This is a genomic window from Amycolatopsis sp. CA-161197 (genome assembly GCF_050942255.1).
In the GTDB taxonomy this organism is placed as follows: domain Bacteria; phylum Actinomycetota; class Actinomycetes; order Mycobacteriales; family Pseudonocardiaceae; genus Amycolatopsis.
The window spans coordinates 3,368,621-3,392,580 of sequence record NZ_CP192059.1 but is presented as its reverse complement, the minus strand read 5'-3'; the positions used below and the strand labels follow the sequence as shown (position 1 = coordinate 3,392,580).

The following is a 23,960-nucleotide window of genomic DNA, read 5'->3' as shown; positions in this document are numbered from 1 at the left end:
GTCAGACTCGCTTCCGGTCGAAGGTCGCCTTCTGGCCCGTGCCGTAGCGGCGCAGCGCGCCTTCGGGACCCGAGGCGTTCGGTCGGGTGAAGATCCAGTTCTGCCACGCGGTGAGGCGGCCGAAGATCTTCGTTTCGATCGTTTCGGGGCCGACGAACCGGTGGTTCGCCTCCATGCCCGTGAGGGAGTCGGGGCTCAGCGCGGCGCGGCCCTCCACGACGATGCGGATCTCGTCCTCCCAGTCGAGGTCGTCGGGGGCGTCGGTGACGAGGCCGAGCTCGACGGTCTCCCGGGGCGTCAGCGGGCGGCCCTGTTCCCGGCGGAGCCACGCGAAGTGGTCGTGTTCGCCGTAGAAGCGGGATTCCAGGCGGGACAGGCCGTTGCCCATGGGGAAGGTGCCGAAGTTGGCTTCCGACAGAGTGATCGCGGCGCGTTCTTCGGATTGTTCGTCCTCGAGCGGCGGACCGTCCAGAATGTACTGCCGGTCGGCCGCGAGGGCGAGCTCCAGCAGGACACCGGCGAAGCAGCTGCCCGGTTCGATGAGCGCGATGAGGCTGCGGCTGGTCACGTCGAGCCGTTTGAGGACCCGCTTGGTGTAGTGGCGGATCTCGTTGCACAGCCAGTCTTCACCGGCGCGGCCGAGGACTGCGCGCTCGTGGGCCAGCACCTTTTCGGCGTCACCGCTGGTGCGCAGGAGCCAGGTGCCGAGGCCGGATTCGTTGGTGCGCAGGCGGAGGATGAGGTCGTCGAGCTCGCGGGTGACGGCCAGCAGCCAGTTCGCGGCGCCTTGCTCGTGGATCTCCTGGGTGGTCTGGGGCCCTGCTTCCTCCGGCCCGTGCACGGTGATCTCGACGGTGCCGGCCGGGCGGTCGAACACGGCGGTGACGTGCGGGTAGGTCAGGCCCGACTCCGTCGCGCTGCGGTCGAGCGGCGTCAGCTCGATGCCCCGCGCGTCGGCGGGCCGTGTGCTGTTCTCGGCCAGCTCCAACGCCCGCTTCTCGACCGCCTGGCGGAAGTCGCGGCGCGGCGCCAGCTCGTCGACGAGCTTCCAGTCGACGGCCGTTTTCCCCTTCACCCCGTCACTTCGCGTGGCGAACACGTCGGCGCGGTCCTTGCGCACACCGCGCTTGTCGACCACCCGCGTGAGCCCACCCGTCCCGGGCAGCACGCCCAGGAGCGGGACCTCGGGCAACGCGACAGTCGACGAATTGTCGTCGATGAGGATGATTTCGTCACATGCGAGCGCGAGCTCGTAGCCCCCGCCGGCGCACGCCCCGTTGACGGCCGCGAGGTACGTCTGGCCGGAGTTCTCGGTCGCGTCCTCCATGCCGTTGCGCGTCTCGTTGGTGAACTTGCAGAAGTTCACCTTCCACGCGTGCTCCGACGCCGCCAGCATCCGGATGTTCGCTCCCGCGCAGAAGACGCCGTCCTTGCCGCTCGTCACCACGACCGTCCGGACGCCCGGGTGCTCGAAGCGAAGCCGTTGCGTGGCGTCGTAAAGCTCGTAGGAGTTGAGCTTGAGCTCGTAGCCGGGCACCAGCCCGCCGTCCTCGGCCACGTCGAGCTCCAGCCACGCCACGGGCCCGTCCACGCGCAGCCGCCAATGCCGATACTCCTCGGGCCTCCGGTCGAAGCCCACGCCGCCTTCTGCGACGGGAGTCGCCACCTCGGCACCCTGCGCGACAACCGTCATGGCGAACGCCTCCTCAGTCGGTTCGGTGGACATAGTTTCTACACAAGTCATTATGTTCGTCAAGCTTGTGTAGAACATTGCGCTCGACCCGCCGCTGCTCCGTCCGGGCAAATCCCCTGGCCTGCCCCTGCCCGGCGGCGCTACTTTCTTCCCTGATCGCAGTCACCACTGCGCAACCACGCCGGCCCGGCAAGCGTGCGTCGGGGGACGCCCACGGACGGCCTGTTTCCAGGGGGAAACACTTGTCCCGCAGATCCCCGCGCGGGGTCTTCCGGCTGCTCGCCGGACTGACCGCCGCGCTGACCCTCGGTGCCCTCGTGACACCCGCCGCGTCCGCGGACCCGGCGAAGCTGGTGATCACGGCTTCCGTCGACAGCGGCGTGCACCTGGTCGGGAAGCCGTTCCCGATCACGGTGACGGTGCACAACGCTTCGGCTGAGACGCTGACCGCAATCAGCCTGTACACCGACCAGAACTCCGGCTCGTACGTGTCCACCGACGGCTGGGGCGACTTCGGCTACCCCGGCGCCACACTTGCCCCGGACGAGACCCGGACCCTCGCGCTCAACGCGACCGTCTACAGCTGGGGAGGCGGCTCGCCCGAGTTCGACATCACCAGCACGAGCATCCCGTCGTGGGACGTGCAGCCGGCGCATCTGAGCGTGCCGTTCGCGGACCCGACCACGACCACGGGCACGCTGCACGGGGTCGTGTACGGCGACGCCAACGGCAACAACGCGTTCGATCCGGGCGAAGGCCTCGCCGGGATCCCCGTGACGATCTACGGCGACCGGACGCTCGACACCGTGACCGGCGCGGACGGCAGCTTCACCTTCGCAGACGTGCCTGCTCGGCACTATCAGCTGTTCTCGCCGAAGCTGCCCGACGGCTGGGTCCTCCCCGACACCAATATCGGTGTCGATGCCACCGGTGGTGACCAGAACCTCGAGGTGCGCGCGGTACGGCCGTTGTCGGACCAGCTGAAGGCGACCGCGTCGGTGGATCGCGAGACCTACGCGCCGGGTGACCAGGCGCAGGTGACCTTCACGCTGACCAACACCGGATCCCAGGCGTTATCGGGGATCAGCGGGGACTGTGACCGCATCGGCGGCAGCCAGTACCAGCTCACGGGTTGGCAGTCGTGGACCGACCTCGTGTACCCGGCTTCGCTGACGTTCGCACCCGGTGAGACCCGCACCTTCACCGAGACCGGAACCGTTCCGCCCCTCGCGGACCAGTACGGCGGGTTCGCCGTCGACTGCGACTTCGGTCCCGAACTCGGAAACCCCGACAGCAATCCGGAAGTCCGGCTGTGGGCGCGAGTGCCGGGTGCACCGGGCACCACCAGCGGCTGGATCTACCACGACGACAACAAGAACAGCACCCAAGACCCCGGTGAAGCCATCGCGGACACCGCCGCGAGCTTGGTGGACATCATCTCCGGCCAGACCGCGGCGACGGGAACCACCGACGCCGACGGGCACATCTCGTTCGGATCGGTGCCCGCCGGGCGTTACGACCTGAAGGTGGCCGACGGCTGGATCCCGGCCTACGCGGGCAGCTTCCAGGTCCAGGCGGGAACGTGCCAGAGCTGTGTCTGGGAGTGGTCGCAGGTCTACACGCGTAGCTAGCCCGCAACCGGGCCCGGGTCAGCCTTCGTGGTGGCCCGGGCCCGGTTCCGGCGTCACGTTGGCCGTGGTGATCTCGTCGCCGCAGTGGGTGCACGTGAGGCGCGGGGCGACGGGGTGGCCGCAGGAGTGGCGCAGCACGAGCGGGGGGCCGTCGGGGAGCGGGAGGTGCTCGTCGCCCCAGCGCATGAGGATGACGAGCGCCGGGAAGATCTCCTTGCCGGTCGGGGTGAGGCGGTATTCGTGGCGGTCCGGGTCGGTGGCGTAGACCGCGCGGTCGAGCACGCCCTGGTCCACGAGCTGCTTGAGCCGCGCCGACAGCGTCGGGCGGGGGATGCCGAGGTTGCGGGCGAACTGGGCGTAGCGGCGGACGCCGAAGAACGCTTCGCGCAGGATGAGCAGCGTCCAGCGTTCGCCGAGGACGTCGAGGGCCCGGCCGACGGACTCGCCCGGGAAGCGGTGCGACCCGGCGGTCACGGGGCCAGCTCGCGCAGCAGCGTGCGGCCGGCCGGGTCTTCCGCGGTAGCCGGGACGAGGCCGACGTGGTCCGCGCCCGCCGCGTGGTAGGCCGCGATGCGTTCGCGCACCTGGGCGGCGGACCCGATCGCGCCGACGTCGGCGACCAGCGAAGGCGGCGCAACCAGCGCGGAACGCTTCGCACCGGCACGCGCCGCGGCGACGAGCTCGCCGTACCCCAGCTCGGCGAACATCTCGCCGTACCCGGGCGGGCTCAGGTAGACGCTGGCCTGCGCCGCGAGCTGCCGCAGCGTCGCCTCCCCCGGCTCCAGCGCAACGGGCACCCACACCGCCAGCCGCGGCGGCGTCCGGCCCGCGGCGTGCGCCTGGCCGTCGATCTCCTTGCGCACCCGCGAAACATGCGAAGGCGGCACGAGATTCAGCACGACCTCGTCCGCGATCTCCGCGGCCACCCGCGTCATCGCCGGCCCGAACGCGGCCACCGTGATCGGCACCGGCGCCGGCTCCCGCAGGCGGAACCCGTTGCTGCGCACGTGTTTCCCGTGGACAGACAGCCGCTGTCCCTCGAGGACGGTCCGGACCGCGGCCACGGTCTCCCGCATCCGCAGGGCCGCGTGGTCCCACGGCCGATCGTGCCAGCCGGCCACGATCGCCGGGCTCGACCCACCCAGCGCCAGCCCCACGGGCCGGCGCGCCAACGTCGCCACTGACCCCACGCCCAACCCCAGCGCCACCGGCGTCCGCACCCCGAGCGGCAACGGCCCCACCTTTACGCCGATCCGCTCCGTCTGCAGACTCACGGCCGTCGCGAGCGCGAACGCGTCGAACGTCGCCATCTCCCCGACCCACAACTCCCCGAACCCGTTGTGCTCCGCCTCCACCGCGATCTCCACGGCCTCCCCCGCGGGCCGATCCAGCCAGAACGGCGTGACCACTCCCAGCGCGGTCACGGTCGCACCACTTCACTCGCCCAGCCGAGCAACACTGACCCGGTCGCCGGGCAACCCGGCGAAAACCGCTTCGCCACACCTGTCACGGTCACGGTCATCGCCGCACCACCCCCTCCACCGAACCGAGCCACACCGACCCGGAAACCATCCGAACCACCCTGATACCGGGCCACCACCGCCAGGCAACCCGGCGAAAACGGCTTCGCCACGCCTGTCACGGTCATGACCATCGCCGCACCCCTCCACCGAACCGAGCCACACCGGCCCGGGCACCGCGCGACCCACCCCCATACCGGGCCACCACCGCCGGGCAACCCCGCGAGAACAACCCGAGCGCGGTCACAGCTGCGCCGTTTCGGTGGGCAGGCCCAGTAGCAGGCGGCCGGTCAGCTCGAACGTCGCGGGGTTGACCTGGAAGTGCGCCGTGGCGGTGTGGGCGTCGCGGAAGCGGCGTTGCAGCGGGGATGTTTCGTAGATCGCCGAGCCGCCGCCGAGGTCGTAGAGGGAGCGGGTGACGTCGGCCGAGGTGCGGACCGCGTGGGTGCACGCGAGGCGCAAGGCGAGGCGAAGGTCTTCCGGCACAACCGAAGTCCCGGAAGCCGCCTGCCAGGCGTCGTCGATGGCGCGGTAGTACAACTCGCGGGCGGCGCGCAGCGAGGCCTCGGCCTCGGCGACGGCGCTCTGCGTCGCCGTGCGTTCGGCGAGCGAGCGGCGCGAACCGCTGGGGTGCTTGGCGCCGGCGAGTTCCACGAACTCCGTGATCGCACCCCGGGCGTTGCCCAGGGCGGCGGCGGAGATGGACGCGGCGAAGAACCCGAACAGCGGGAACCGGTGCAGCTGCCCGGCGCCGGCGGGCGGACCGTCCACAACGGACAGCAGCCGGTGGTCCGGCACGAACACCGCGTCGGCGCTCGTGTCGTGGCTGCCGGTGCCGCGCAGGCCCGACGTGTGCCAGGTGTCGTGGATTTCCAGCTCGGCCGTGGGGATCGCGGCGACCACGAGCTTCCCGTCGAGCACGACGCCCAGGAAGATCCAGTCGGCGTGCGTCACGCCGCTGCAGAACGACCAGCGCCCCGACACCGTGATCCCGCCGTCGACGGCGACGGCCTTGCCGCGCGGCGCCCACACGCCGGCAGCCACGGCATCAGGGTCACCGAAGACCTCCTGACCACCCTTCTCCGGCAGGTACGCGCCGAGCAGGCTGCTCGTCGCCGCGATCGACACGCACCAGCCCGCCGACGCGTCGGCCTCGGCCACGCGCTCGGCAGCGCGCAGGATCGCCGCCGCCGAAGGTTCCGCGCCGCCCAGAGAAGCCGGCAGCCCGGCGCGGAACAGGCCCGAGGCGCGAGCCGCGGAGACCACCTCGGGCGCCAGTGCGCGACGCCGTTCGGTTTCGCCGGCGTGCTCCGCGGCCGCCGCGGCCACCGGTTGCGCCTTGTCGAGCAGGTCGTCGCGAGTGCCCACTGTCGTCCTCCGACCGGTTCAGGAAACTTACCGGTTCAGAATTTTTACCGACCCGCGCGCGCCTGTCAACTCAGGGCACCACGACCACGGGCCAGATCCCCGCGCGCACCAGCCGGTTGCCCACCGAGCCGACGAGCCGGTGGCCGCCCTGCTCCGACGCCCCGACCACCACCATGTCCGCACTCACCTCGAGCGCGGCCTCCTTCAGCTCCGGATACGCCTCGCCGCGCCGCACCACGAACGTCACCGGCACCCCGAGCTCGTCCGCGCGGCCGTGCAGCTCGGACCGCAGCTGCGCGATCTCCTCGGTGAACGTCTGCTGTTCGACGTCCACCACGGCCGCCGCGGCCAGCCCGGCCCACATCGACGGCGCCGCGACGTACACGACCACCAGCCGCGCCCGCTGGCGCCGGGCCAGACCCGCCGCGTACGAAGCCGCGCGCAACCCCGTCGGCGATGTGTCCGTGCCGACCAGGATCACGCGCGGTCCGTCGGTTCCCCGTTCGTACGGCCCGGATTCCCACCGCGGGCCGTACTCCTCGACCAGATCTTCCACGAGCCCCATTATGTCCGGAGCGATCAGCCTTCCCCGGCCACGTTCTCCACCGAGCGGCCCGTGGTGCGCGGGCCGAGGATCGCGATGTCCAGCGCCACCAGCACGAGCGCCGCGCCGATCACCACGAACAACGTGGTCGCGCCCGAGCTGTCGAGCAGCGGCACCAGCACGAACGGCATCACGCCACTCGCCAGCCGCGAGATCGAGTACGTGCCGCTCGACGCCGTGGAGCGCAGGCCCGTCGGGAAGATCTCGGCCTGGTAGATGTGGTACGCGTTGGAGAACACGTTGCTGATCGCGGTGTAGATGAACCCGAAGACGATGGCGAGCGCGATGGAGTTCGCGAGCCCGAACGCGAGGCCGAACACCGCCATTGCGAGCACCGAGCCGATGACCAAGTGCTTGCGCTCCAGGCGTTCCACGAGCGGCAGCGACAACGCCGAGCCCACCGGGTAGCCGAGGAACGTCAGCGCGGTGAACAGCAACGACTGCGAAACCGGGTAGCCCTTCGCCGCGAGCACGAGCGGGACCATCGTGCCGAAGCCGTAGTAACCGATGGTCTGCAGCACGTGGAAGAGCGTCATCATGATCGTGCGGCGGCGGTACGTCGGCCCGAACAGGTCCCGCACCGGCGCGGCCTTGCGCACGGGCTTCCCGACCGGCGCGGGCACGGGCTCGTCGGACGGCGGCTGGCCCGCCTCGGCCTCGAGGCCCCGGATCACGGTCTCCGCCTCCTGCGTGCGTCCCACCGAGTGCAGCCAGCGCGGCGACTCCGGCAGCCCACGGCGCAGCAGGAACACGACGCCGGCGCCGAGCGCGCCGATCACGAACAGCCAGCGCCAGCCGGCGACGCCCAGGAACGACCCCTCGGTGAGCCCCTTCGCGAGGAACCCGACGACCGGCACCCCGCAGAACGCGAGCGTGTACGCCCACGCGATCAGCTTGCCGCGCTTGCGGGCGGGCAGCAGGTCGGTGAGGTAGGTGTCGGCCAGCGGCGGTTCGGCGCCGAGACCCACGCCGGCGAAGAACCGGGTGATCAGCAGCATGATCGCGTTGCCGCTGAACGCGCCGAGCAGCGAGAAGAACGAGTACAGCGCCAGGTTCAGCAGGAACGCCCCGCGCCGGCCGAAGCGGTCGGCCAGGCGGCCGAGCAGCAGCGCGCCGAAGAACATGCCGAGGAACGTCGAGGCCAGCAGCGGCGGGAGCGCCGGCTTGCTGAGCTTGAACTCGCTGACCAGCACCGCGCTGATCGTTCCGGTCAGGAACACCTCGTAGAACTCGAAGAACAGACCGAGCCCGACGGCGACGGTCGCGCGCCGATGGGTGCGGGTGACCGGCAGCCGGTCGAGCCGCGCCGCGACCGCGGCCGTCCCCGGCTCCGCCGTGTCGAGGGGGTTCGCCATCCGTCGTCTCCTTTGACAGTCATGGCCGCGCGGATCGAGCGCCAGCAGGATCCACTATGTGATTCGTGCCCCCATGATGTGGCGGGATGTGCGCGGGCGTCAAGGGTGGCGGAGCGTCGTGGATCAGCCTGAGGGGTCCACCGATCGGGACGCATCCGCCCCCGCCGAGCCGCTCACCAGCACGAAGGGTGGTCAGTCGCGCGATCGGATCGGTCGACAAGAAATCTTCACCGCGCGACGAACCCGGCGAACCCGCCACAGCGGACGCCGAGACCGATCGTCCAGGCACCGGCCAGCGCGAACTGACGGACAGATGAGGGAATCACGCCCGTGACAGTGCCGCGCACGGACGTGACGCGGCCGGAAAGGGTCAGCCGGTGACGTCGTGCGCCATGCCCGCGCGGTAGCCCAGCCGTTCCGACGCCGCGGCCGCCGCCGCGAGCACCAGCGGCGCCAACCGCGGCACGTCCGCCGACGTCATGCGCTGGGTCGGCGCGCCGATGCCGATCACGGCGCTCAGCTCGCCCGTCAGCCCGAACACGGGGGCGCTGAGCGAGGCCGCGCCGAGGTCGCGTTCCTCGAAGCTGCTGGCGTAACCGTCGGCGCGGACCTGGGCGAGCTGCCGGTTGAGCTGGTCGATGTCGACGATCGTGTGCTCGGTGAAGCGCGCGAGGCCGTGACCGACGGCGTCGCGCAGCGCGAGGCGGTCCCAGGCCAGGAAGACCTTCCCGGCCGAGCCGGCGTGCAGCGGCATGACCATGCCGACCACGAACAGCCGGATCACGGGGTGGCGCGACTCGGCCAGCGAAACCACCGTGCGGAAGGCGCCGTCGCGCACGTACAGGCAGGCCGTCTCGCCCGAGTCGTCGCGCAGTTTGTGCAGCACGGGACGCACGAGCCGCACCAGGTCCAGTCCGAAGGTGCCCGGCGCGGCCCAGCGCACGAGGCCGAGCCCGACGCGGTAGGTGTCGTCGTAGCGGTCGAGGAAGCCTTCGCGCACGAGGTTGTGCACCAGCCGCTGGCACGTGCTCGCCGGCAGGCCGGTGGCGCGGGTGATCTGCTGCAGGGTCAGCTCGGGCTCTTCGATCGTGAACGACTCGAGGATCTGCTTGAACTTCCGCAGCACCAGCACCGGCGCGGTGCCGCCCCGCTCTTCCACCATCGCCGCCCCGCTTCTGTGACCCACCCGACTGTTTCGCCGAGTGTAGTCAGCCTCGATCGTCTTGACGGCGACACGCGCACCCGTATTCTGGGTCTGCAACTCACTATGTGGTTGGAGCGTGATCATGAGCGATCGAGGCCCCCTCACCGGGGTGCGGGTGGTCGAGCTGGGGAACTTCATCGCGGCGCCCACCGCCGGCCGGCTGCTGGCCGACTTCGGCGCCGACGTCGTGAAGGTCGAGCGCCCGGGCAGCGGAGACGAGCTGCGCCGCTGGCGCCTGCACGCCGGCGACACCTCCCTGCTCTTCCGGGCGCTGGGCCGCAACAAGCGGTCCGTCACCCTCGACCTGCGCTCCTCCGAGGGCCAGGACGTCGCGCGCAAGCTCATCGCCAAAGCCGACGTCGTCCTCGAGAACTTCCGCCCCGGCACGCTCGAACGCTGGGGCCTGGGCCCCGAAGAGCTCAAGCAGCTCAACCCCGGCCTCGTCCTCGTGCGCGTGTCCGGCTACGGCCAGACCGGCCCGTACCGCGACCGGCCCGGTTTCGGCGGCGTCGCCGAGGCCATCGGCGGCTTGCGTGCGCTCACCGGGTACCCCGATCGCCCGCCGACGCGCGTCGGCGTGAGCCTGGCCGACTCCGTCGCCGGTCTCTACGCCGTGATCGGCGCGCTGATGGGCCTGCTGCGCCGGGAACGCGAGGGCGGCGGGGGCGAGACCGTGGACGTCGCGCTGTACGAGGCCGTCTACTCGCTGATGGAATCGCTGGTCCCGGACTTCGACGCGTTCGGCGTGGTCCGCGAGCCCGCCGGCTCCGCGCTGCCCGGCATCGCGCCGTCGAACACCTACCGCTGCGGCGACGGCAAGTACATCGTCGTGAGCGGCAACGGCGACGCCATCTTCCGCCGCCTCGCCCACGCCATCGGCCGCCCAGACCTCGCCGACGACCCGGCATTGGCCGACAACGCCGGCCGAGTCGCCAACGCCGCCCGCCTCGACCAGGTCATCGGCGACTGGGCGCAGGGCCGGTCGCAGGAAGCCGCCGAGACGACGCTGCGCGCCGCCGACGTGCCCTGCGGCCCCATCCTCACCGCCGAGGACATCACCAAGGACCCGCACTTCGAGGCCCGCGGCATGCACCAGCGCCGGACCGTGCGCATCGACGACGAAGACGTCGAGGTCACCTTCCCCGGCGTCGTCCCCGCGCTCGGCGAGCACCCGGGCAGCGTGCGGACGCTCGGGCCGGAGCTCGGCGAGCACACCGAAGACGTGCTGGCCGAGCTCGGCTTCGACGACGAGACCCGCGCGCGCCTGCGCGCCGACGGCGTCATCTGACCCCTGCACAGAGAACAAAGGAGACCCACCATGGACAAGGTCCTCATCACCGAGGTCGTGCTGCGCGACGGCCTGCAGGACGAAGCCCGCACCGTGCCCACCCCCGACAAGCTCCGCCTCGCCCGCGGCCTCGTCGACGCCGGGTTCCGCGCGCTCGAGGTCGGCTCCTTCGTCTCGAAGCGCCGCGTGCCGCAGATGGCCGACACCGACGAGCTCCTGCGCACGCTCGACCCGGCGACCAGCCCCGCCACCCTCCACACGCTGGTATTCACCGAACGTGGCGCGCAGCAGGCCGTGGAGGCCGGCGCCCGGTCCGTGCGGCTGGTGGTCTCCGCCAGCGACGGGCACAGCACGGCCAACGCCGGCGTGCCGACCGAAGGCGCGCTCGCCCGGCTCGAGAGCTGCGCCGAGATCCTCACCGCCGCGGACGTCGCCCTCGAGGCGACCATCGCGACGGCGTTCGTCTGCCCGTTCGACGGCGACACCGACCCCGCACGCACCGCCGCCACCGCGGAACGCCTGGCCAAGCTCGGTGCCGGCGTGCTGCACCTCGCCGACACCATCGGCGCGGCCAACCCGAGCCTGCTGCGCCGCGGGATCGAAGCCGTGCGCGACGCGGTGCCCGACCTGCCGCTCGGCCTGCACCTGCACGACACCTACGGCTTCGCCGCCGCCAACGCGTGGGAGGGCCTGCGGCTCGGCATCCGCCGCTTCGACTCGTCGCTCGGCGGGATCGGCGGCTGCCCGTTCGCGCCCGGGGCCTCGGGCAACATCGCCACCGACGATCTTGTGCACCTGCTGCACCGCGAAGGCATCGCCACCGGGATCGACGTCGCGAAACTGGCCGGCCTGCGCGACGAGGTCCGGCTCGCCGTCGGCCACGAACTCGGTTCGGCGCTCTCGTCGGTTCCTGCCGTTCCCGCCGCACTCGTCTGAAAATTCCCGTCCCGTCGAATTCCTGGTGATTCGGAGTACCGGAGCCGAGCCGATTGCTGGTAGCGTGCCCGGCACCTGAACGCGCGTCCGGTACGTACCGGGGAGCGCAACGCGCGCGGCGGTGAGGCGGATCGCAATGCGAGACGATGTGGTCGAGGCGACCTCGACCGTCGGGCACCCGCCCGACGCGGTGTGGCAGATCATCGGCTCCCCCGAGCTCTACCCGAGATTCCTGCCGGCGATCAGTTGGTGCGAGGTGACCGAGGCGCCGTTGCGCGGCCGCGGCCCCCGCTGCCTGATCAGGCTGGCTCCCGACCGGGAAACGTTGGTCGAAGGCACCATCCACGCGGTGGTGTACCGGCCCGGCGAACACGTGGTGTGGTGCGGGCTGCCCGACGAGCGCAACTGGGTCTCGTTCGAGCTGCGCGCGCTCGCGGGCGGGACTGGCGTGCAGACGGAGATCGTGCTGCGCCTGATGCTCCCGTCACTGCCGGCCGAGCACCACGACCTGCTCTCGCGCTCGGCCGTCAAGGGCATGCTGAAGGAGCTGACGCAGCGGATCGAGCTGCAGCTGTCCGGCGAAGCCGCCGAGCCGCCCGAGTACGACCGCGCCACGGCGCTGCGCACGGCCAACACGCTGGTGCGCGCGGGCGTGCTCGTCGCGGGCCGGCCGGACAAGGTCGCGAAGCAGCTCAACTCGCTTTCGCAGTGGGGCGCCACGATCGCCGGCGGCTACCTCGCGGCGACCGCGCGCGGCGCCGACGACATCGCGGTGCACGACGAGCGCAACAGCCGCTCGTTCCGCGACATCGACGAGCGCAGCAACCAGCTGGCCAACTCCCTGGCGAAGCTCGACGTCCGGCCGGGCCAGCGCGTGGCGCTGATGTGCCGCAACCACGCGGCGATGGTCGAGGCGTTCGTCGGCTGCAGCAAGCTCGGCGTCGACGTGGTGCTGCTCAACACCGGCCTCTCCCCCTCTGCGGTCGAGGACGTGCTCACCGAGCACCAGCCGGCCGCGGTGCTGGCCGACGACGAGTTCGCGCAGACCATCGCGGGCGTGCAGGGTGACTTCCCCCGCGTGAGCACGTGGGACGACGCCGAGCAGGGCTACCGCACCGTCGACGAGCTCATCCACGACGCCTCCGCCGCGCGGCCGAAGCCGGTCAAACGGCCGGGCCAGATCGTGGTGCTGACCTCCGGCACCACCGGCACGCCGAAGGGCGCGCGCCGGCCGACGCCGAAGGGCCTGAGTACGGCGGCGAGCATCCTCGCGCGGATTCCCTTGCGGGCGCGGGACAAGATCGCCGTCGCGGCGCCGCTGTTCCACAGCTGGGGCCTGGCCGCGTTGCAGGTCGGGATGTCGGTGCGGGCGGAGCTGTCGCTGATCCGCCGGTTCGACGCCGAGCAGACGCTGCGGATGATCGCCGAGCACCGCTGCGACGCGCTGTTCGCCGTGCCGATCATGTTGCAGCGCATCCACGAGCTGCCCGAGCGCGTGCGCAGCCGCTACGACCTGTCGTCGCTGCGGATCGTGGCCAGCAGCGGTTCGGCGATGCCGGGCTCGTTCGTGACGTCGTTCATGGACACCTTCGGCGACGTCCTCTACAACTTCTACGGCTCCACCGAGGTTTCCTGGGCCAGCATCGCCGACCCGGTCGACCTGCGTGCCGCGCCGACCACCGCCGGCCGCTGCCCGCCGGGCACCCGCATCGCCATCCTCGACGACGAGCGCCGCCCCGTGCCGCCCGGCGACGAGGGCCAGATCTTCGTCGGCAACGACATGCTCTTCGACGGCTACACCAACGGCTCCAGCGTGCCGCGCTCGAAGGACCTGATGGCCACCGGCGACGTCGGCTACCAGGACGCCGCGGGCCGGCTCTTCGTGACCGGCCGCGCCGACGAGATGATCGTGTCCGGCGGCGAGAACGTGTTCCCGCGCCCGGTGGAAGAGGCGCTGGTCGCACTGCCGGGCGTCTACGAGGCGGCCGTGGTGGGTGTGCCGGACGAGGAGTTCGGCCAGCGCCTGGCCGCCTACGTCGTGCTCCGCCGCGGCGCGCGCATGCACGCCGAGGACGTGCGCCACTACATCCACCAGAAGCTGGCGCGCTTCGCCGTGCCGCGTGACGTGTACTTCGTGCCGGAGCTCCCGCGCAACGCCACGGGCAAGATCCTCAAGCGGATGCTCAACGACGACCTGTGGCCGTTGCCGCAGGCGTGAATCGTCGGTGGGCTTGAGTCTCAGTCGTCGTCGCGCCCGCTGAACCGGCGGCGGGCGATGATCGGCGGGATGACGAGCAGCAGCAAGGCGTAGTAACCGAGGGCCGGGCGGACCGCGCCGATGACGAACGCGACCGCCAGCGCCACGACGGACAGCACGTTGTTGGCCAGCCAGCGATCCGTCACGCCCCCTTGGCGCAGGGCCACCTCCGGGTCCCGCCGGACGATCAGCACGAGCACCGTCTGGCACGCACTGCTGACGAGGATCGTGCCGATGTAGAAGAGCGTGGTGAAGCGGTCCGTGCCGTACTCACCGGTGAGCTCCGTCGGGAACGGCAGCACCGCGATGGTGAAGAGCCAGCAGAAGTTGGTGAGCGCGAGCGCCCCGCTGTAGGCGCGGACCTCCTCGAAGATGCGGTGGTGGCCCCACCACATCCGCGCGATCACCACAAAACTCAGCACGAAGCTGAAGAGCTGGTTCCAGTGCTCCAGAACGGCGTCGACGGCGTCCTTGTGCTCCGCCGCCAGCTCGGGCACCAGATCGGTGAGCGGCAGCACCAGCAACGTCAACGCGATGGCGACCACGGCGTCGCTGAAGAACACGAGCCGCTCGGGCGACTTCGTCCGCGGCACGCTCTGATCCGGGCTTTGATCCACTCCGAGATCCAACCACAGCGGGAAGTCCCGGGTGGCCACTTGCGCCGACGCGGGCCGCCCGGCCGGGAAATCCGGCCGAGCGGGGCCGTTCATCCCGCGAAGAACTCCGCAGCCACGGTGCCGATCGCTTCCTGCGCGCCGGTCACGACGCGTCCGGGGCGGAGCCGTGGGCGAGGCGGGAGAGGTGGTCCCACTTCTCCCAGCCGTCGAGGCGGCGGGCGTACTCCGCGCGAACCAGGTCCAGGCCGCCGGCGCCGAACAGCACGCGCAGGGGCGGTTCTTCGGCGTCGGCGAGTGCGAGGACGGCCTGGCCGGTGGCTTCGATGTCGCCGGCGACGAAGTTCGTGGCCCGGTCGTCGTGCGCCTCGCGAATGTGGGCGTACGCGGCGTCGGGCCGGGTCTGCGGGGAGTTGGCGGCCAGGCCGGTCTGGAAGACGATCGGCTCGATGAGCGTCACCTTGATGTTGTAGGGCGCGACCTCCGCCGCAAGCGATTGGCTCACGCCCTCCAGCGCCCACTTCGACGCGTGGTAGAGCCCGAGCGCCGGGTAGGCGACCACACCGCCGAGCGAGGAAACCTGGAAAATCCGGCCGCCGCCGCGGGCACGCATCCCCGGCAGGACGGCCCGGGTGGTCCACATCGCCCCGAGATAGTTCGTCTCCATCTGCTCACGGACCTGATCGTCCGTGGCTTCCTCCACCGCGCCCACGAGCATGTGGCCGGCGTTGTTCACCAGCACATCGATGCCACCGAACCGCGCCTCCGCCGCAGCCACGGCTTCCCGCACCGCCGTCACGTCCTTCACGTCGAAGCCCAGCGGCAAAACCTGGTCGCCGTACTTGTCAACCAGCGGCTTCAACGACGACGCGTCCCGGGCCGTCGCCGCGAGCCGGTCGCCGCGCTCCAGAACGGCCCGGGCCCACGCAGCGCCCAGCCCGCGCGACGCCCCGGTCAGGAACCAGGCCTTCGGGCTGTGTTCGGTCATGACGTACTCCTTCGTGGCACCGGGGCCGGCACTTCCGGCCCCACCCACGACTTTCCGACGCACGGACCCGGGCAGGCAGAGCGAACCTCACCCTGGGACTGCCAGTCCCTGGCTGGCTCGGGCCACCGGCAGGACACTGGACCGATGGATTCCGGACCGCTCTCCCACTTCCTGCGGGTGCGCCGCGAAGCGCTCACCCCCGAAGAGCTCGGGATCAAGTCCACCACCCGGCGCCGCACCCCCGGCCTGCGCCGCGAAGAGGTCGCCACCCGCGCCGGCATCTCCACCGACTACTACACCCGCCTCGAACAAGCCCGCGCCCCACAACCAACCCCGTCGGTCCTACGCGGCCTGACCCGCGCACTACGCCTGACACTCGACGAACGCGACCACCTCTTCCGCCTCGCCGGCCACACCGCACCCGACCGGCTCCTCGCCGACGACCACGTCTCCCCGGTGCTCCTCGGCTTGCTCGACCGCCTCCACGACATGCCCGCCCAAGTCATGACCGACCTCGGCGAAGTCCTGGCACAAAACGCGCTCGCCACCGCCGTCTTCGGCGACCACACCCGGTTCGCGGGACCGGAACGCAGCGTCATCTACCGGTGGTTCACCTCGCCGGAGCTCCGGGCGGCCTACCCGCCCGAGGACCAGGCCCAGGAGTCCCGGGTGATCGCCGCGGACCTGCGGGCGGCCCTGGTCCGCCGCAACGACGCCCGGGCCCACGCACTGGTCGACCGGCTGCTCGCAGAGAGCCCGGAGTTCGCCGAGCTGTGGGCCGACCACGACGTCGCCGTGCTGCGCGGCCGCCGCAAACGCTTCCGGCACGCGGAAATGGGGCTGCTCGAACTCGACTGCCAGGCGCTGCTGGAGGAGAACCGGTCCCAGATCCTGGCGCTGTTCGTGCCGGCGGCCGGCACGGACACCGCGGACCGGCTGGCGTTGCTCGGGGTGCTCAGCGCGAGCCAGGAGCACTGACGTCCGACGGTCCACACGGGACACCCAGGACACTCAGCACACGCTGAACGCTCACTGCCGCAGCGCCGTGGCCGCCGCCGCGACGACCGCGGCGGCCACCGTCGCCAGGGCGGGCGAATCGAGTTTCCACTGCTGCCAGTACAGCGGCACGTCGGCGGGGTGGTCCGGGGCGAGGTCCACCAGCTCGTCGGCGCGGTGCTGCAGCTCCGGGACCATCCCCCAGCCCAGTCCGGCGGCCACGGCGTCCACGAAGGACTCCGAGGAGGGCACGAAGTGGCGCACCCCGGTCGCGCCGCGGCGGGTGAGGCCGCGCAGGAAGCGGTCCTGCAGCTCGTCCTTGCGGCCGAACAGCACGGCGGGCGCCGCCGGGAGGGCCTCGGGCAGCGGGCGGTCCGTGAGCCACCGCGCGACGAACGCCGGGGACGCGACGGCGCGGTAGCGCATCCGGCCCAGGCGCGCCGAAGTGCAGCCCTGCACAGGGTTCGGCGCCGACGTGACGGCGGCCATCACCAGGCCCTCGCGCAGCAGCGTCGCGGTGTGGTCCTGGTCTTCGCTGTGGAGGTCGAACGCCACGGCCGGGGCGGAGCCGACGGCAGGCACGGCGGCCAGCGCGGGCAGGAACCAGGTGGCCAGCGAGTCGGCGTTCACGGCGATGGGCAGGGTCACCGGCTCGGCCGCGCCGACCAGGCCGAGCTCCGCGCGGGTGTCCTCCTCCAGGCGGGTGAGCTGGCGGGCGAAGCGCACGACGACCTGGCCCGAGCCGGTGAGCCGCACGGGTTTCGTCCGCAGGATCAGCACGCGGCCCAGGCGTTGTTCGAGCGCCTTCACGCGCTGGCTGACCGCCGAAGGCGTCACGTGCAGCACGGCGGCCGCGCGGTCGAAGGACTGCTCGTCGACCACGGCGAGGAGCGTCCGGACCTGGTCGAGCGGGAGATCCGACATCACGAGAGCTAATGTTACGTAAGAATCTTTAGCTGGCCTAACGCGGAAACCCCGCCTTACGGTCGAAGGCGTGGTTCCCGCACTCGCCGCCGGCTTCGGCACCGGCCTCTCGCTCATCGTCGCCATCGGGGCGCAGAACACGTTCGTGCTGCAGCAAGGGTTGCGCGGTGGGGCGGTCAAACGGCTGATCGTGGTGTGCGCGCTGTCGGACGTCGTGCTGATCGCCGCCGGCGTGAGCGGGATCGGCGCGGTGCTGCGGCGCTGGCCGGCGGCGATCACGGCGATCGGGGTCGTCGGCGGGGCGTTCCTGGTGACGTACGGGTTCCTCGCGGCCAGGCGCGCCCTGAAGCCCGGCGCGCTGACGACCGGCGCGCTCGAGCCCGTGTCCCCGCGGCGCACGGTGCTCACCGGGCTCGCGCTGACCTGGCTCAACCCCCACGTCTACCTCGACACGGTGCTTCTGCTCGGCTCCGTCGCGGCGGGCCAGGGCGGCGGCCGCTGGGTCTTCGGCGTCGGCGCCGCGCTGGCCAGCGCCGTCTGGTTCAGCGCGCTGGGCCTGGGGGCGCGCCGGCTGGCGGGGGTGTTCGCGCGGCCCGCGGCATGGCGAGTGCTCGACGGGCTGATCGCCGTGACGATGACCGCGCTCGGCGTTTCGATGGTCGTCGCGCAGCTGGCGTGAACCGCAAAGCCGACCAACCCGACAATCAGCGTTGCTAATAACTCTGACTCAGAGCTAATCTCGGAGGCATGACCCCACCTCCCGACCTCGCCGAGCGGCTGATGTCCGCCGTGCAGGGCATCCGGCGCGTCGTGCGGCGGCGGGTGCGCGCGGAAGTGCCCGGCCCTCCCCTGCCCGGCGCGCAGGTCGAGCTGCTGCGGGTGGTCGACCGCCTGCCCGGTATCGGTGTCGCCGCGGCTGCGCGCGAGCTGAGCCTCGCCGGCAACTCGGTGAGCACGCTCGTGAACCTCCTCGTCGAAGCCGGGTTGCTGCGCCGTGAGGTAGACCCGGCCGACCGGCGCGCCGCACAGTTGGAGGTGACCGAGGCCGCGCGCGAGCGCATGGCGATCTGGCGCAAGGCACGCACCGGGCTGGTCTCGGCCGCGCTCACGCAGCTGTCCGAAGAGGACACCGCGTCGATCACCGCGGCCCTGCCCGCGCTGGAGAAGCTGATGGACGTCCTGAAGGAGGAGGCATGACCGCCGCCGAAACCGACCGCGAGGCCGAGCCCGCCGTCCGGTGCACGGACCTGCACCACTCGTTCGGCACCACGAAGGCCGTGGACGGCGTCGACCTGGAGATCGTGCCGGGCGAAATCTTCGGCCTGCTCGGGCCGAACGGCGCCGGCAAGACCACCACCATCCGCATGATCACCACCCTGCTGCCCCTCGAAGCGGGCGCCATCTCCGTGTTCGGCGTCGACGTCACGCGGCGCCGCATGGCCGTGCGCCGGCTGATCGGCTACGTGCCCCAGCAGCTCTCGGCCGACGGCGCGCTCACCGGGCGCGAGAACGTGTCGCTGTTCGCGCGGCTGTTCGACGTCCCGCGCGCCCGCCGCTCCGACGAGGTCCACCGCGCGCTCGACCTGGTGGGGCTGCTGAACGAGGCCGAACGGCCCGTCGGCGGCTACTCCGGCGGCATGATCCGGCGCCTCGAGCTCGCGCAGGCGCTGGTGAGCTCCCCGCGGCTGCTGGTGCTCGACGAGCCGACCGTGGGCCTGGACCCGGTGGCGCGCTCGGCGGTGTGGGACCGCATCACCGAGATCCGCGAGCGCACCGGCATGACCGTGCTCGTCACCACGCACTACATGGATGAAGCAGAGCAATACTGCGACCGCGTCGCCCTCATGCACAGCGGCCGGATCCGCGCGCTCGGCACACCCGCCGAGCTGGAGGCCGACCTCGGCCCCGATTCCACTTTGGACGACGTGTTCCGGTCGATGACCGGCGACGCGCTGCAGAGCGAAACAGGAGGGATGCGCAATGTCCGCGCCACTCGCCGCACCGCCCGCCGTCTCGGCTGACCCGGGACCACTCGAACAGCTCCGCATCCTGCTCTCGCGCATCGGCGCGATGTGCCTGGTGGAGCTGCAGAAACTGCGCCGCGACCAGTCGGAGCTGATCACCCGCGCGATCCAGCCCGCCCTGTGGCTGCTGATCTTCGGCGAGACGTTCACGCGGATCCACGCGATCCCGACCGGCTCGATCCCCTACCTCGACTACCTCGCGCCCGGCATCCTCGCGCAGTCGGCGTTGTTCATCTCCATCTTCTACGGCATCCAGATCATCTGGGAACGCGACGCGGGCGTGCTCGCGAAGCTGCTCGTCACGCCGACGCCGCGGGCCGCGCTCGTGGCGGGCAAGGCGTTCGCGGCCGGGCTGCGCGCGCTGGTGCAGGCGCTGATGGTGCTGGTGCTCTCGGCCATCCTCGGCGTCGGTCTCACGGCGAACCCGCTGCGGCTGCTGGGCATGGTCGTGATCGTGATCCTCGGTTCGGCGTTCTTCTGCTGCTTCTCCATCGTGATCGCCGGCATCGTGTTGTCCCGCGACCGGCTGATGGGGATCGGGCAGGCCATCACCATGCCGTTGTTCTTCGGGTCCAACGCCCTCTACCCGGTGGACCTCATGCCCGGCTGGCTGAAGGTGCTCAGCCACATCAACCCGTTGAGCTACCAGGTCGACGCCCTTCGCGGACTTCTCATCGGCACTCCGGCCAACCTCGGGCTGGACTTCGGCGTCCTAGTGGGTGCGACCGCACTGGCGATCGGCGTCGCATCGGCTCTGCTCGGAAGGTTGGCTCGATGACAAGTTCCGCTTTACCCACCGTATTCACACGAGCCCGGTCGTAGGTTGGGGACCGTGGGAAAAGGCAAGGGGGTAGCCCCGTTCCTCGGATTGTGCGTGCTGGCAGGCGTTCTGGTCGCCGGCACAATGGCTCCGGTCGCGATCGGCGCGGGCGTTTTGTCCAATCAGGTCAGTGATTCCGTCGACGCGATCTCCGCGGACCTGGAGCACGCGGACCCGCCACTGGTGACGACGGTGACGGACCGGAATGGCAGCACGATCGCGACTTTGTACGCGCAGTACCGCATTCCGGTCACCGCGGCGCAGATCTCGCCCGCGATGAAGGCCGCGATCGTCGACATCGAGGACCGCCGCTTCTACACCGAAGGCGGCGTGGACCCGCAGGGCATGCTGCGCGCGGCCGTGAACGACAGCTCGGGCGGAGACCTGCAGGGCGCGTCGACGATCACGCAGCAGTACGTGAAGAACTACCTCATCAACGTCGTCGACCGCAACGACAAGACGGCGCAGGAGAAGGACCGCGAAGACTCGCTGGCCCGCAAGCTGCGCGAAGCCAAGATGGCCGTGCAGATCAGCCAGACCGTGCCGAAGGACGACGTGCTGGCCGACTACCTGAACGTGGTCGAGTACACCGGCACCGTCTACGGCATCGGCGCGGCGGCGGAAGCGTATTTCGGGACGACAGCGGACAAACTGACCGTGCCGCAGGCGGCGTTGCTGGCGGGCATGGTGAACAACCCCAGCGTCTACAACCCGTACACACATCCGGACAACGCGCTCAAGCGGCGCAACACCGTCATCGACTCCATGGTCACGGCGAAATCCATCCCCGCTTCCTTCGCCGCCACCGCGAAAGCGACGCCGCTCGGCGTGGTGGGCACCCGCCCGGCCGCGCCGTCGAGCACGTGCCTGGGCGCGGCGCCCGACGCCGGGTTCTTCTGCGCGTACGCGGTGAACTACCTCAAGCAGGCCGGGTTCACGGTCGACCAGCTCGACACCGGCGGCTACGTCGTGAAGACCACGATGGACCCGCACGTGAGCCAGGTCGTGAAGGACGCGGTGGACGCCAATGTGCCGACGACGCAGGACGGCGTGGCCAACACGTTCGCCGTGGTGCAGCCGGGCGCGAGCGGGCACCAGGTGCTCGCGATGGTCGCCAACCGCAACTACGGCACCGATCCCGCCCAGGGTGAGACGTCCACGAACATCGTGGCCGACGCGAGCAACAAGTTCGGCGCCGGTTCGTCGTTCAAGATCTTCACCTCGGCCGCCGCGATGGTGGCGGGCAAGGCGGGGCTGAACACGCCGCTGCCCAACCCGTTCAGCAACTGCTTCACGCCACCGAACGCGAACAAGTACACGCCGTGCTACTCGGTGAGCAACGACGGCACCAGCTACCCCGACCCGATCTCGCTCGCCAGCGGCCTGGCGACGTCGCCGAACGTCGCGTTCGTCGGGCTGGAGTCGCAGGTCGGCATGCCCGCCGTGCTGGACATGGCCCGCAAGCTGGGGCTGCGCAACACCCTCGCGACCAACGACGCGGGCAACCCGCCCATCACCGACCCGTCGGACTCGCGATCGAAGAACCCGCAGTACGACGAGCCACAGTCGCAGTACTTCCAGAACCTGCTCTCGTTCACCCTCGGCAACAGCCCGGTGAGCCCGCTGGAGATGGCGAACGTCTCGGCGACGCTGATGAGCGGCGGCATGTGGTGCCCGCCCGACCCGATCCTGTCGGTGACCGACCGCAACGGCCAGGCGGTGCCCGTGAAGCAGCAGGGGTGCGAGCAGGTGATCCCGACGGGCGTCGCCAACACGCTGGAGGCCGGGCTCTCTCAGGACACCACCGTGGGCACCTCGGCCGCCGCCGCGCACTCGGCCGGCTGGACGCGCCCGGACATCGGCAAGACGGGGACCACGCAGCTGTCGGAGTCCGTCGCGTTCGTCGGCGGGGTGGACAACTTCGCCGTGTCGTCCATGGTGTTCGCCGACGGGCCACACCCGGAGGAGATCTGCCCGGGCACACCCGTGCACCTCGGCCGCTGCGGCCACGGCGCTTTCGGTGGCACGGTGGCGGCCCCGCCGTACTTCCACGCGATGAGCACGCTGCTGGCGGGCGTCCCCGACACCCCGATCCCGCCGCCGGACCCGCAGTACCTCGACGCACGCAACTGACCCGGCCCTGAACACCCCAATGTGGCGTTCGGTGCGCTCAACGCACCGAACGCCGCATCGGGTGCGGTGGACGGGAGTCAGCCGAAGAGCGGCGGCGGCAGTTCCTCCGCCAGCACGATCGACTTCAGCTGCGTGTACATGTCCAGCGTTTCCTTGCAGTACTCCCGGCCGAGGCCGCTGCCCTTGTAGCCGCCGAAGGGCGAGCCGTCGACGAGGTTGAAATACTGGTTGACCCACACCGAGCCGGCGTGGAGGCGGTCGGCCGTGCGCATCGCGTTCTTCAGGTTGGTCGTGTAGACGCCGGCGGCGAGGCCGTACTCGACGTCGTTGGCCTGGTCGATGAGCGCGTCGTAGTCCTTCCAGCGGATGACCGACAGCACCGGGCCGAAGATCTCCTCCTGCGCGATGCGGCTGGAGTTCTCCGTCTCGAACACGGTCGGCTCGATGAACCAGCCGTGCTCGCTGCCGGACACCGTCGCGCGGCCGCCGCCGGTGACGAGCGACGAGTCGGAGCGGCCGGAGTCGATGTAGTCCAGCACGCGCCGGCCCTGTTTCTCCGACACGAGACAGCCCAGCCGCGTGGCCGGGTCGAGCGGGGAGCCGAGGCGGACGCCCTGGAAGCTCGCGGAGAGCTTGCCCAGGAAGTCGTCGTACAGGTCGTCGTGCACGAACAGGCGGGTGCCGGCGAGGCAGGACTGGCCGTTGCAGTAGGTGGCGGCGAACGTCGCGTTGTCGATCACGCGGTCGAGGTCCTCGATGTCGGGGAACACGATGTTCGGGCTCTTGCCGCCCAGCTCCAGCGACACCGGCACGAGCCGCTCGGCGCCGGCGTGCGCGACGAGCCGGCCGACCTCCGCGGAGCCAGTGAAGGCGAGCTTGTCCACGTCCGGGTGCGCCGTGAGCGCCGCGCCGGACTCGTCGCCGAAGCCCGGCACGACGTTCACCACGCCGGGCGGGAAGAGCTCGGCGAGCTTCGTGCACAGTTCCAAAGTGGACAGTGAAGCGTTCTCGTCCGGCTTGAGCACCACCGTGTTGCCCGCCGCGAGCGCCGGGGCGAGCTTGAACGCCGTCATGATCGCGGGCACGTTCCACGGGATGATCTGCCCGACGACGCCGATCGGCTCGCGCTTCGCGATGGCCCAGCCGCCGGCGACGGGGTGGTTCCAGCCGTCGTGCGTGACGGCGGCCGAGGCGAAGAACCGGTACTGCCCCACAGCGATCCGGTGGTCCAGCGGCGTTTCGAAGATCGTGCGGCCGATGTCCATCGTGTCGATGGCGGCCAGGCGCTCGGCGTTGGCCTCGATCCAGTCGGCGAGGCGGTGCAGCAGCAGCGACCGCTCCTCGGGCCGTGTGGCGGCCCACTTCGGGAACGCGGCGCGGGCGGCGGCCACGGCGGCGTCGACGTCGGCCGCGCCGCCGCGGGTGATCGTCGCGAGCTGCGCGCCGGTCGCGGCGTCCACCGCCGGGAACGTCTCGGTGGAGATCGAGCGGAACTCACCGTTGATCAACGGTTCGTAGTGGGAAGCGAGCGCCGGTTCGAGCTGGTCGACGGTCACGGGGGTCCTCCTCCGGCAGTGACGTGGCTTACATCTCCTGCGGAGTATT

The 23,960-nt window shown here is 71.0% G+C and carries 21 protein-coding genes; 10 read left to right on the top strand and 11 right to left on the bottom strand.

Annotated elements, in window-relative coordinates:
- Position 1: 1 nt before the first annotated feature.
- The gene (boxC, locus tag ACQPXB_RS16195) at positions 2-1,693 is read right to left on the bottom strand and encodes a 2,3-epoxybenzoyl-CoA dihydrolase (protein WP_432856666.1); all 1,692 of its coding nucleotides are present in this window, start codon (positions 1,691-1,693) and stop codon (positions 2-4) included.
- A 242-nt stretch (positions 1,694-1,935) separates the two neighbouring features.
- Here boxC and ACQPXB_RS16190 point away from each other — a divergent pair, with 242 nt between their 5' ends.
- Positions 1,936-3,324, top strand: coding sequence for a hypothetical protein (locus tag ACQPXB_RS16190; RefSeq protein ID WP_432852796.1), 1,389 nt, complete (start codon positions 1,936-1,938; stop codon positions 3,322-3,324).
- Positions 3,325-3,342: 18 nt separating this feature from the next.
- Here ACQPXB_RS16190 and ACQPXB_RS16185 read toward each other — a convergent pair whose 3' ends face one another.
- The 6 genes from ACQPXB_RS16185 to ACQPXB_RS16160 form a co-directional block, all read right to left on the bottom strand.
- Positions 3,343-3,798 (bottom strand): winged helix-turn-helix transcriptional regulator, encoded by a 456-nt coding sequence (locus ACQPXB_RS16185; protein WP_432852793.1) that lies wholly within the window; start codon positions 3,796-3,798, stop codon positions 3,343-3,345.
- Positions 3,795-4,748, bottom strand: coding sequence for an LLM class F420-dependent oxidoreductase (locus ACQPXB_RS16180; protein ID WP_432852790.1), 954 nt, complete (start codon positions 4,746-4,748; stop codon positions 3,795-3,797). The genes ACQPXB_RS16185 and ACQPXB_RS16180 overlap by 4 nt, the downstream gene beginning before the upstream one ends.
- A gap of 339 nt (positions 4,749-5,087) precedes the next feature.
- A complete protein-coding gene (locus ACQPXB_RS16175) occupies positions 5,088-6,212 on the bottom strand; it encodes an acyl-CoA dehydrogenase family protein (RefSeq protein WP_432852787.1) in 1,125 nt (374 codons plus the stop codon).
- 70 nt (positions 6,213-6,282) lie between these two features.
- A complete protein-coding gene (locus tag ACQPXB_RS16170; RefSeq protein ID WP_366585349.1) occupies positions 6,283-6,777 on the bottom strand; it encodes a universal stress protein in 495 nt (164 codons plus the stop codon).
- Positions 6,778-6,791: 14 nt separating this feature from the next.
- Entirely contained in the window at positions 6,792-8,171 is a 1,380-nt protein-coding gene (locus ACQPXB_RS16165; RefSeq protein WP_432852783.1) for an MFS transporter, read from the bottom strand.
- A 370-nt stretch (positions 8,172-8,541) separates the two neighbouring features.
- Complete coding sequence (locus ACQPXB_RS16160; RefSeq protein ID WP_432852780.1) at positions 8,542-9,333, bottom strand: IclR family transcriptional regulator; 792 nt, start codon at positions 9,331-9,333, stop codon at positions 8,542-8,544.
- Positions 9,334-9,451: 118 nt separating this feature from the next.
- Between ACQPXB_RS16160 and ACQPXB_RS16155 the strand changes: the two genes are divergently transcribed.
- The 3 genes from ACQPXB_RS16155 to ACQPXB_RS16145 all read left to right on the top strand — a co-directional run bounded on the left by ACQPXB_RS16155 (position 9,452) and on the right by ACQPXB_RS16145 (position 13,817).
- Positions 9,452-10,663, top strand: a complete 1,212-nt coding sequence (locus ACQPXB_RS16155; protein ID WP_432852777.1) for a CaiB/BaiF CoA transferase family protein — start codon at positions 9,452-9,454, stop codon at positions 10,661-10,663.
- Between the two features lie 30 nt (positions 10,664-10,693).
- Positions 10,694-11,599, top strand: a complete 906-nt coding sequence (locus tag ACQPXB_RS16150; protein WP_432852774.1) for a hydroxymethylglutaryl-CoA lyase — start codon at positions 10,694-10,696, stop codon at positions 11,597-11,599.
- Positions 11,600-11,735: 136 nt separating this feature from the next.
- Positions 11,736-13,817, top strand: a complete 2,082-nt coding sequence (locus tag ACQPXB_RS16145; protein ID WP_432852771.1) for an AMP-binding protein — start codon at positions 11,736-11,738, stop codon at positions 13,815-13,817.
- A 20-nt stretch (positions 13,818-13,837) separates the two neighbouring features.
- On the opposite strand, the gene ACQPXB_RS16140 is transcribed toward ACQPXB_RS16145, so the two are convergent.
- Positions 13,838-14,449, bottom strand: coding sequence for a TMEM175 family protein (locus tag ACQPXB_RS16140; RefSeq protein ID WP_366585339.1), 612 nt, complete (start codon positions 14,447-14,449; stop codon positions 13,838-13,840).
- Between the two features lie 166 nt (positions 14,450-14,615).
- Positions 14,616-15,458, bottom strand: a complete 843-nt coding sequence (locus tag ACQPXB_RS16135) for an SDR family NAD(P)-dependent oxidoreductase (protein ID WP_432852768.1) — start codon at positions 15,456-15,458, stop codon at positions 14,616-14,618.
- 144 nt (positions 15,459-15,602) lie between these two features.
- Here ACQPXB_RS16135 and ACQPXB_RS16130 point away from each other — a divergent pair, with 144 nt between their 5' ends.
- Complete coding sequence (locus ACQPXB_RS16130) at positions 15,603-16,436, top strand: helix-turn-helix transcriptional regulator (protein ID WP_432852765.1); 834 nt, start codon at positions 15,603-15,605, stop codon at positions 16,434-16,436.
- Positions 16,437-16,487: 51 nt separating this feature from the next.
- Here ACQPXB_RS16130 and ACQPXB_RS16125 read toward each other — a convergent pair whose 3' ends face one another.
- Complete coding sequence (locus tag ACQPXB_RS16125; RefSeq protein WP_432852762.1) at positions 16,488-17,378, bottom strand: LysR family transcriptional regulator ArgP; 891 nt, start codon at positions 17,376-17,378, stop codon at positions 16,488-16,490.
- Positions 17,379-17,448: 70 nt separating this feature from the next.
- Here ACQPXB_RS16125 and ACQPXB_RS16120 point away from each other — a divergent pair, with 70 nt between their 5' ends.
- The 5 genes from ACQPXB_RS16120 to ACQPXB_RS16100 all read left to right on the top strand — a co-directional run bounded on the left by ACQPXB_RS16120 (position 17,449) and on the right by ACQPXB_RS16100 (position 22,355).
- Positions 17,449-18,057, top strand: coding sequence for a LysE/ArgO family amino acid transporter (locus ACQPXB_RS16120; protein WP_432852760.1), 609 nt, complete (start codon positions 17,449-17,451; stop codon positions 18,055-18,057).
- A gap of 68 nt (positions 18,058-18,125) precedes the next feature.
- Complete coding sequence (locus ACQPXB_RS16115) at positions 18,126-18,575, top strand: MarR family winged helix-turn-helix transcriptional regulator (RefSeq protein ID WP_432852757.1); 450 nt, start codon at positions 18,126-18,128, stop codon at positions 18,573-18,575.
- Positions 18,572-19,399, top strand: coding sequence for an ABC transporter ATP-binding protein (locus tag ACQPXB_RS16110; RefSeq protein ID WP_432852754.1), 828 nt, complete (start codon positions 18,572-18,574; stop codon positions 19,397-19,399). The genes ACQPXB_RS16115 and ACQPXB_RS16110 overlap by 4 nt, the downstream gene beginning before the upstream one ends.
- Positions 19,359-20,180 carry an ABC transporter permease gene (locus ACQPXB_RS16105; protein WP_386951911.1) on the top strand — a complete coding sequence of 274 codons (822 nt, stop codon included), beginning with the start codon at positions 19,359-19,361 and terminating at the stop codon, positions 20,178-20,180. The genes ACQPXB_RS16110 and ACQPXB_RS16105 overlap by 41 nt, the downstream gene beginning before the upstream one ends.
- Positions 20,181-20,306: 126 nt before the next feature.
- Positions 20,307-22,355: a transglycosylase domain-containing protein gene (locus ACQPXB_RS16100; protein ID WP_366585517.1), complete on the top strand. Its 2,049-nt coding sequence runs from the start codon at positions 20,307-20,309 to the stop codon at positions 22,353-22,355.
- Between the two features lie 77 nt (positions 22,356-22,432).
- Here the strand turns inward: ACQPXB_RS16100 and ACQPXB_RS16095 are convergent, their stop codons facing one another.
- A complete protein-coding gene (locus tag ACQPXB_RS16095; protein ID WP_432852750.1) occupies positions 22,433-23,911 on the bottom strand; it encodes an aldehyde dehydrogenase family protein in 1,479 nt (492 codons plus the stop codon).
- Between the last annotated feature and the right edge of the window lie 49 nt (positions 23,912-23,960).

Excerpts from the sequence above, each read along its gene's own strand:
- boxC (WP_432856666.1), bottom strand. The coding sequence starts at position 1,693 with ATGACGGTTGTCGCGCAGGGTGCCGAGGTGGCGACTCCCGTCGCAGAA.
- ACQPXB_RS16170 (WP_366585349.1), bottom strand. The coding sequence starts at position 6,777 with ATGGGGCTCGTGGAAGATCTGGTCGAGGAGTACGGCCCGCGGTGGGAA.
- ACQPXB_RS16165 (WP_432852783.1), bottom strand. The coding sequence starts at position 8,171 with ATGGCGAACCCCCTCGACACGGCGGAGCCGGGGACGGCCGCGGTCGCG.
- ACQPXB_RS16160 (WP_432852780.1), bottom strand. The coding sequence starts at position 9,333 with ATGGTGGAAGAGCGGGGCGGCACCGCGCCGGTGCTGGTGCTGCGGAAG.
- ACQPXB_RS16150 (WP_432852774.1), top strand. The coding sequence starts at position 10,694 with ATGGACAAGGTCCTCATCACCGAGGTCGTGCTGCGCGACGGCCTGCAG.
- ACQPXB_RS16145 (WP_432852771.1), top strand. The coding sequence starts at position 11,736 with ATGCGAGACGATGTGGTCGAGGCGACCTCGACCGTCGGGCACCCGCCC.
- ACQPXB_RS16135 (WP_432852768.1), bottom strand. The coding sequence starts at position 15,458 with ATGACCGAACACAGCCCGAAGGCCTGGTTCCTGACCGGGGCGTCGCGC.
- ACQPXB_RS16130 (WP_432852765.1), top strand. The coding sequence starts at position 15,603 with ATGGATTCCGGACCGCTCTCCCACTTCCTGCGGGTGCGCCGCGAAGCG.
- ACQPXB_RS16125 (WP_432852762.1), bottom strand. The coding sequence starts at position 17,378 with ATGTCGGATCTCCCGCTCGACCAGGTCCGGACGCTCCTCGCCGTGGTC.
- ACQPXB_RS16115 (WP_432852757.1), top strand. The coding sequence starts at position 18,126 with ATGACCCCACCTCCCGACCTCGCCGAGCGGCTGATGTCCGCCGTGCAG.
- ACQPXB_RS16110 (WP_432852754.1), top strand. The coding sequence starts at position 18,572 with ATGACCGCCGCCGAAACCGACCGCGAGGCCGAGCCCGCCGTCCGGTGC.
- ACQPXB_RS16105 (WP_386951911.1), top strand. The coding sequence starts at position 19,359 with ATGTCCGCGCCACTCGCCGCACCGCCCGCCGTCTCGGCTGACCCGGGA.
- ACQPXB_RS16100 (WP_366585517.1), top strand. The coding sequence starts at position 20,307 with ATGGCTCCGGTCGCGATCGGCGCGGGCGTTTTGTCCAATCAGGTCAGT.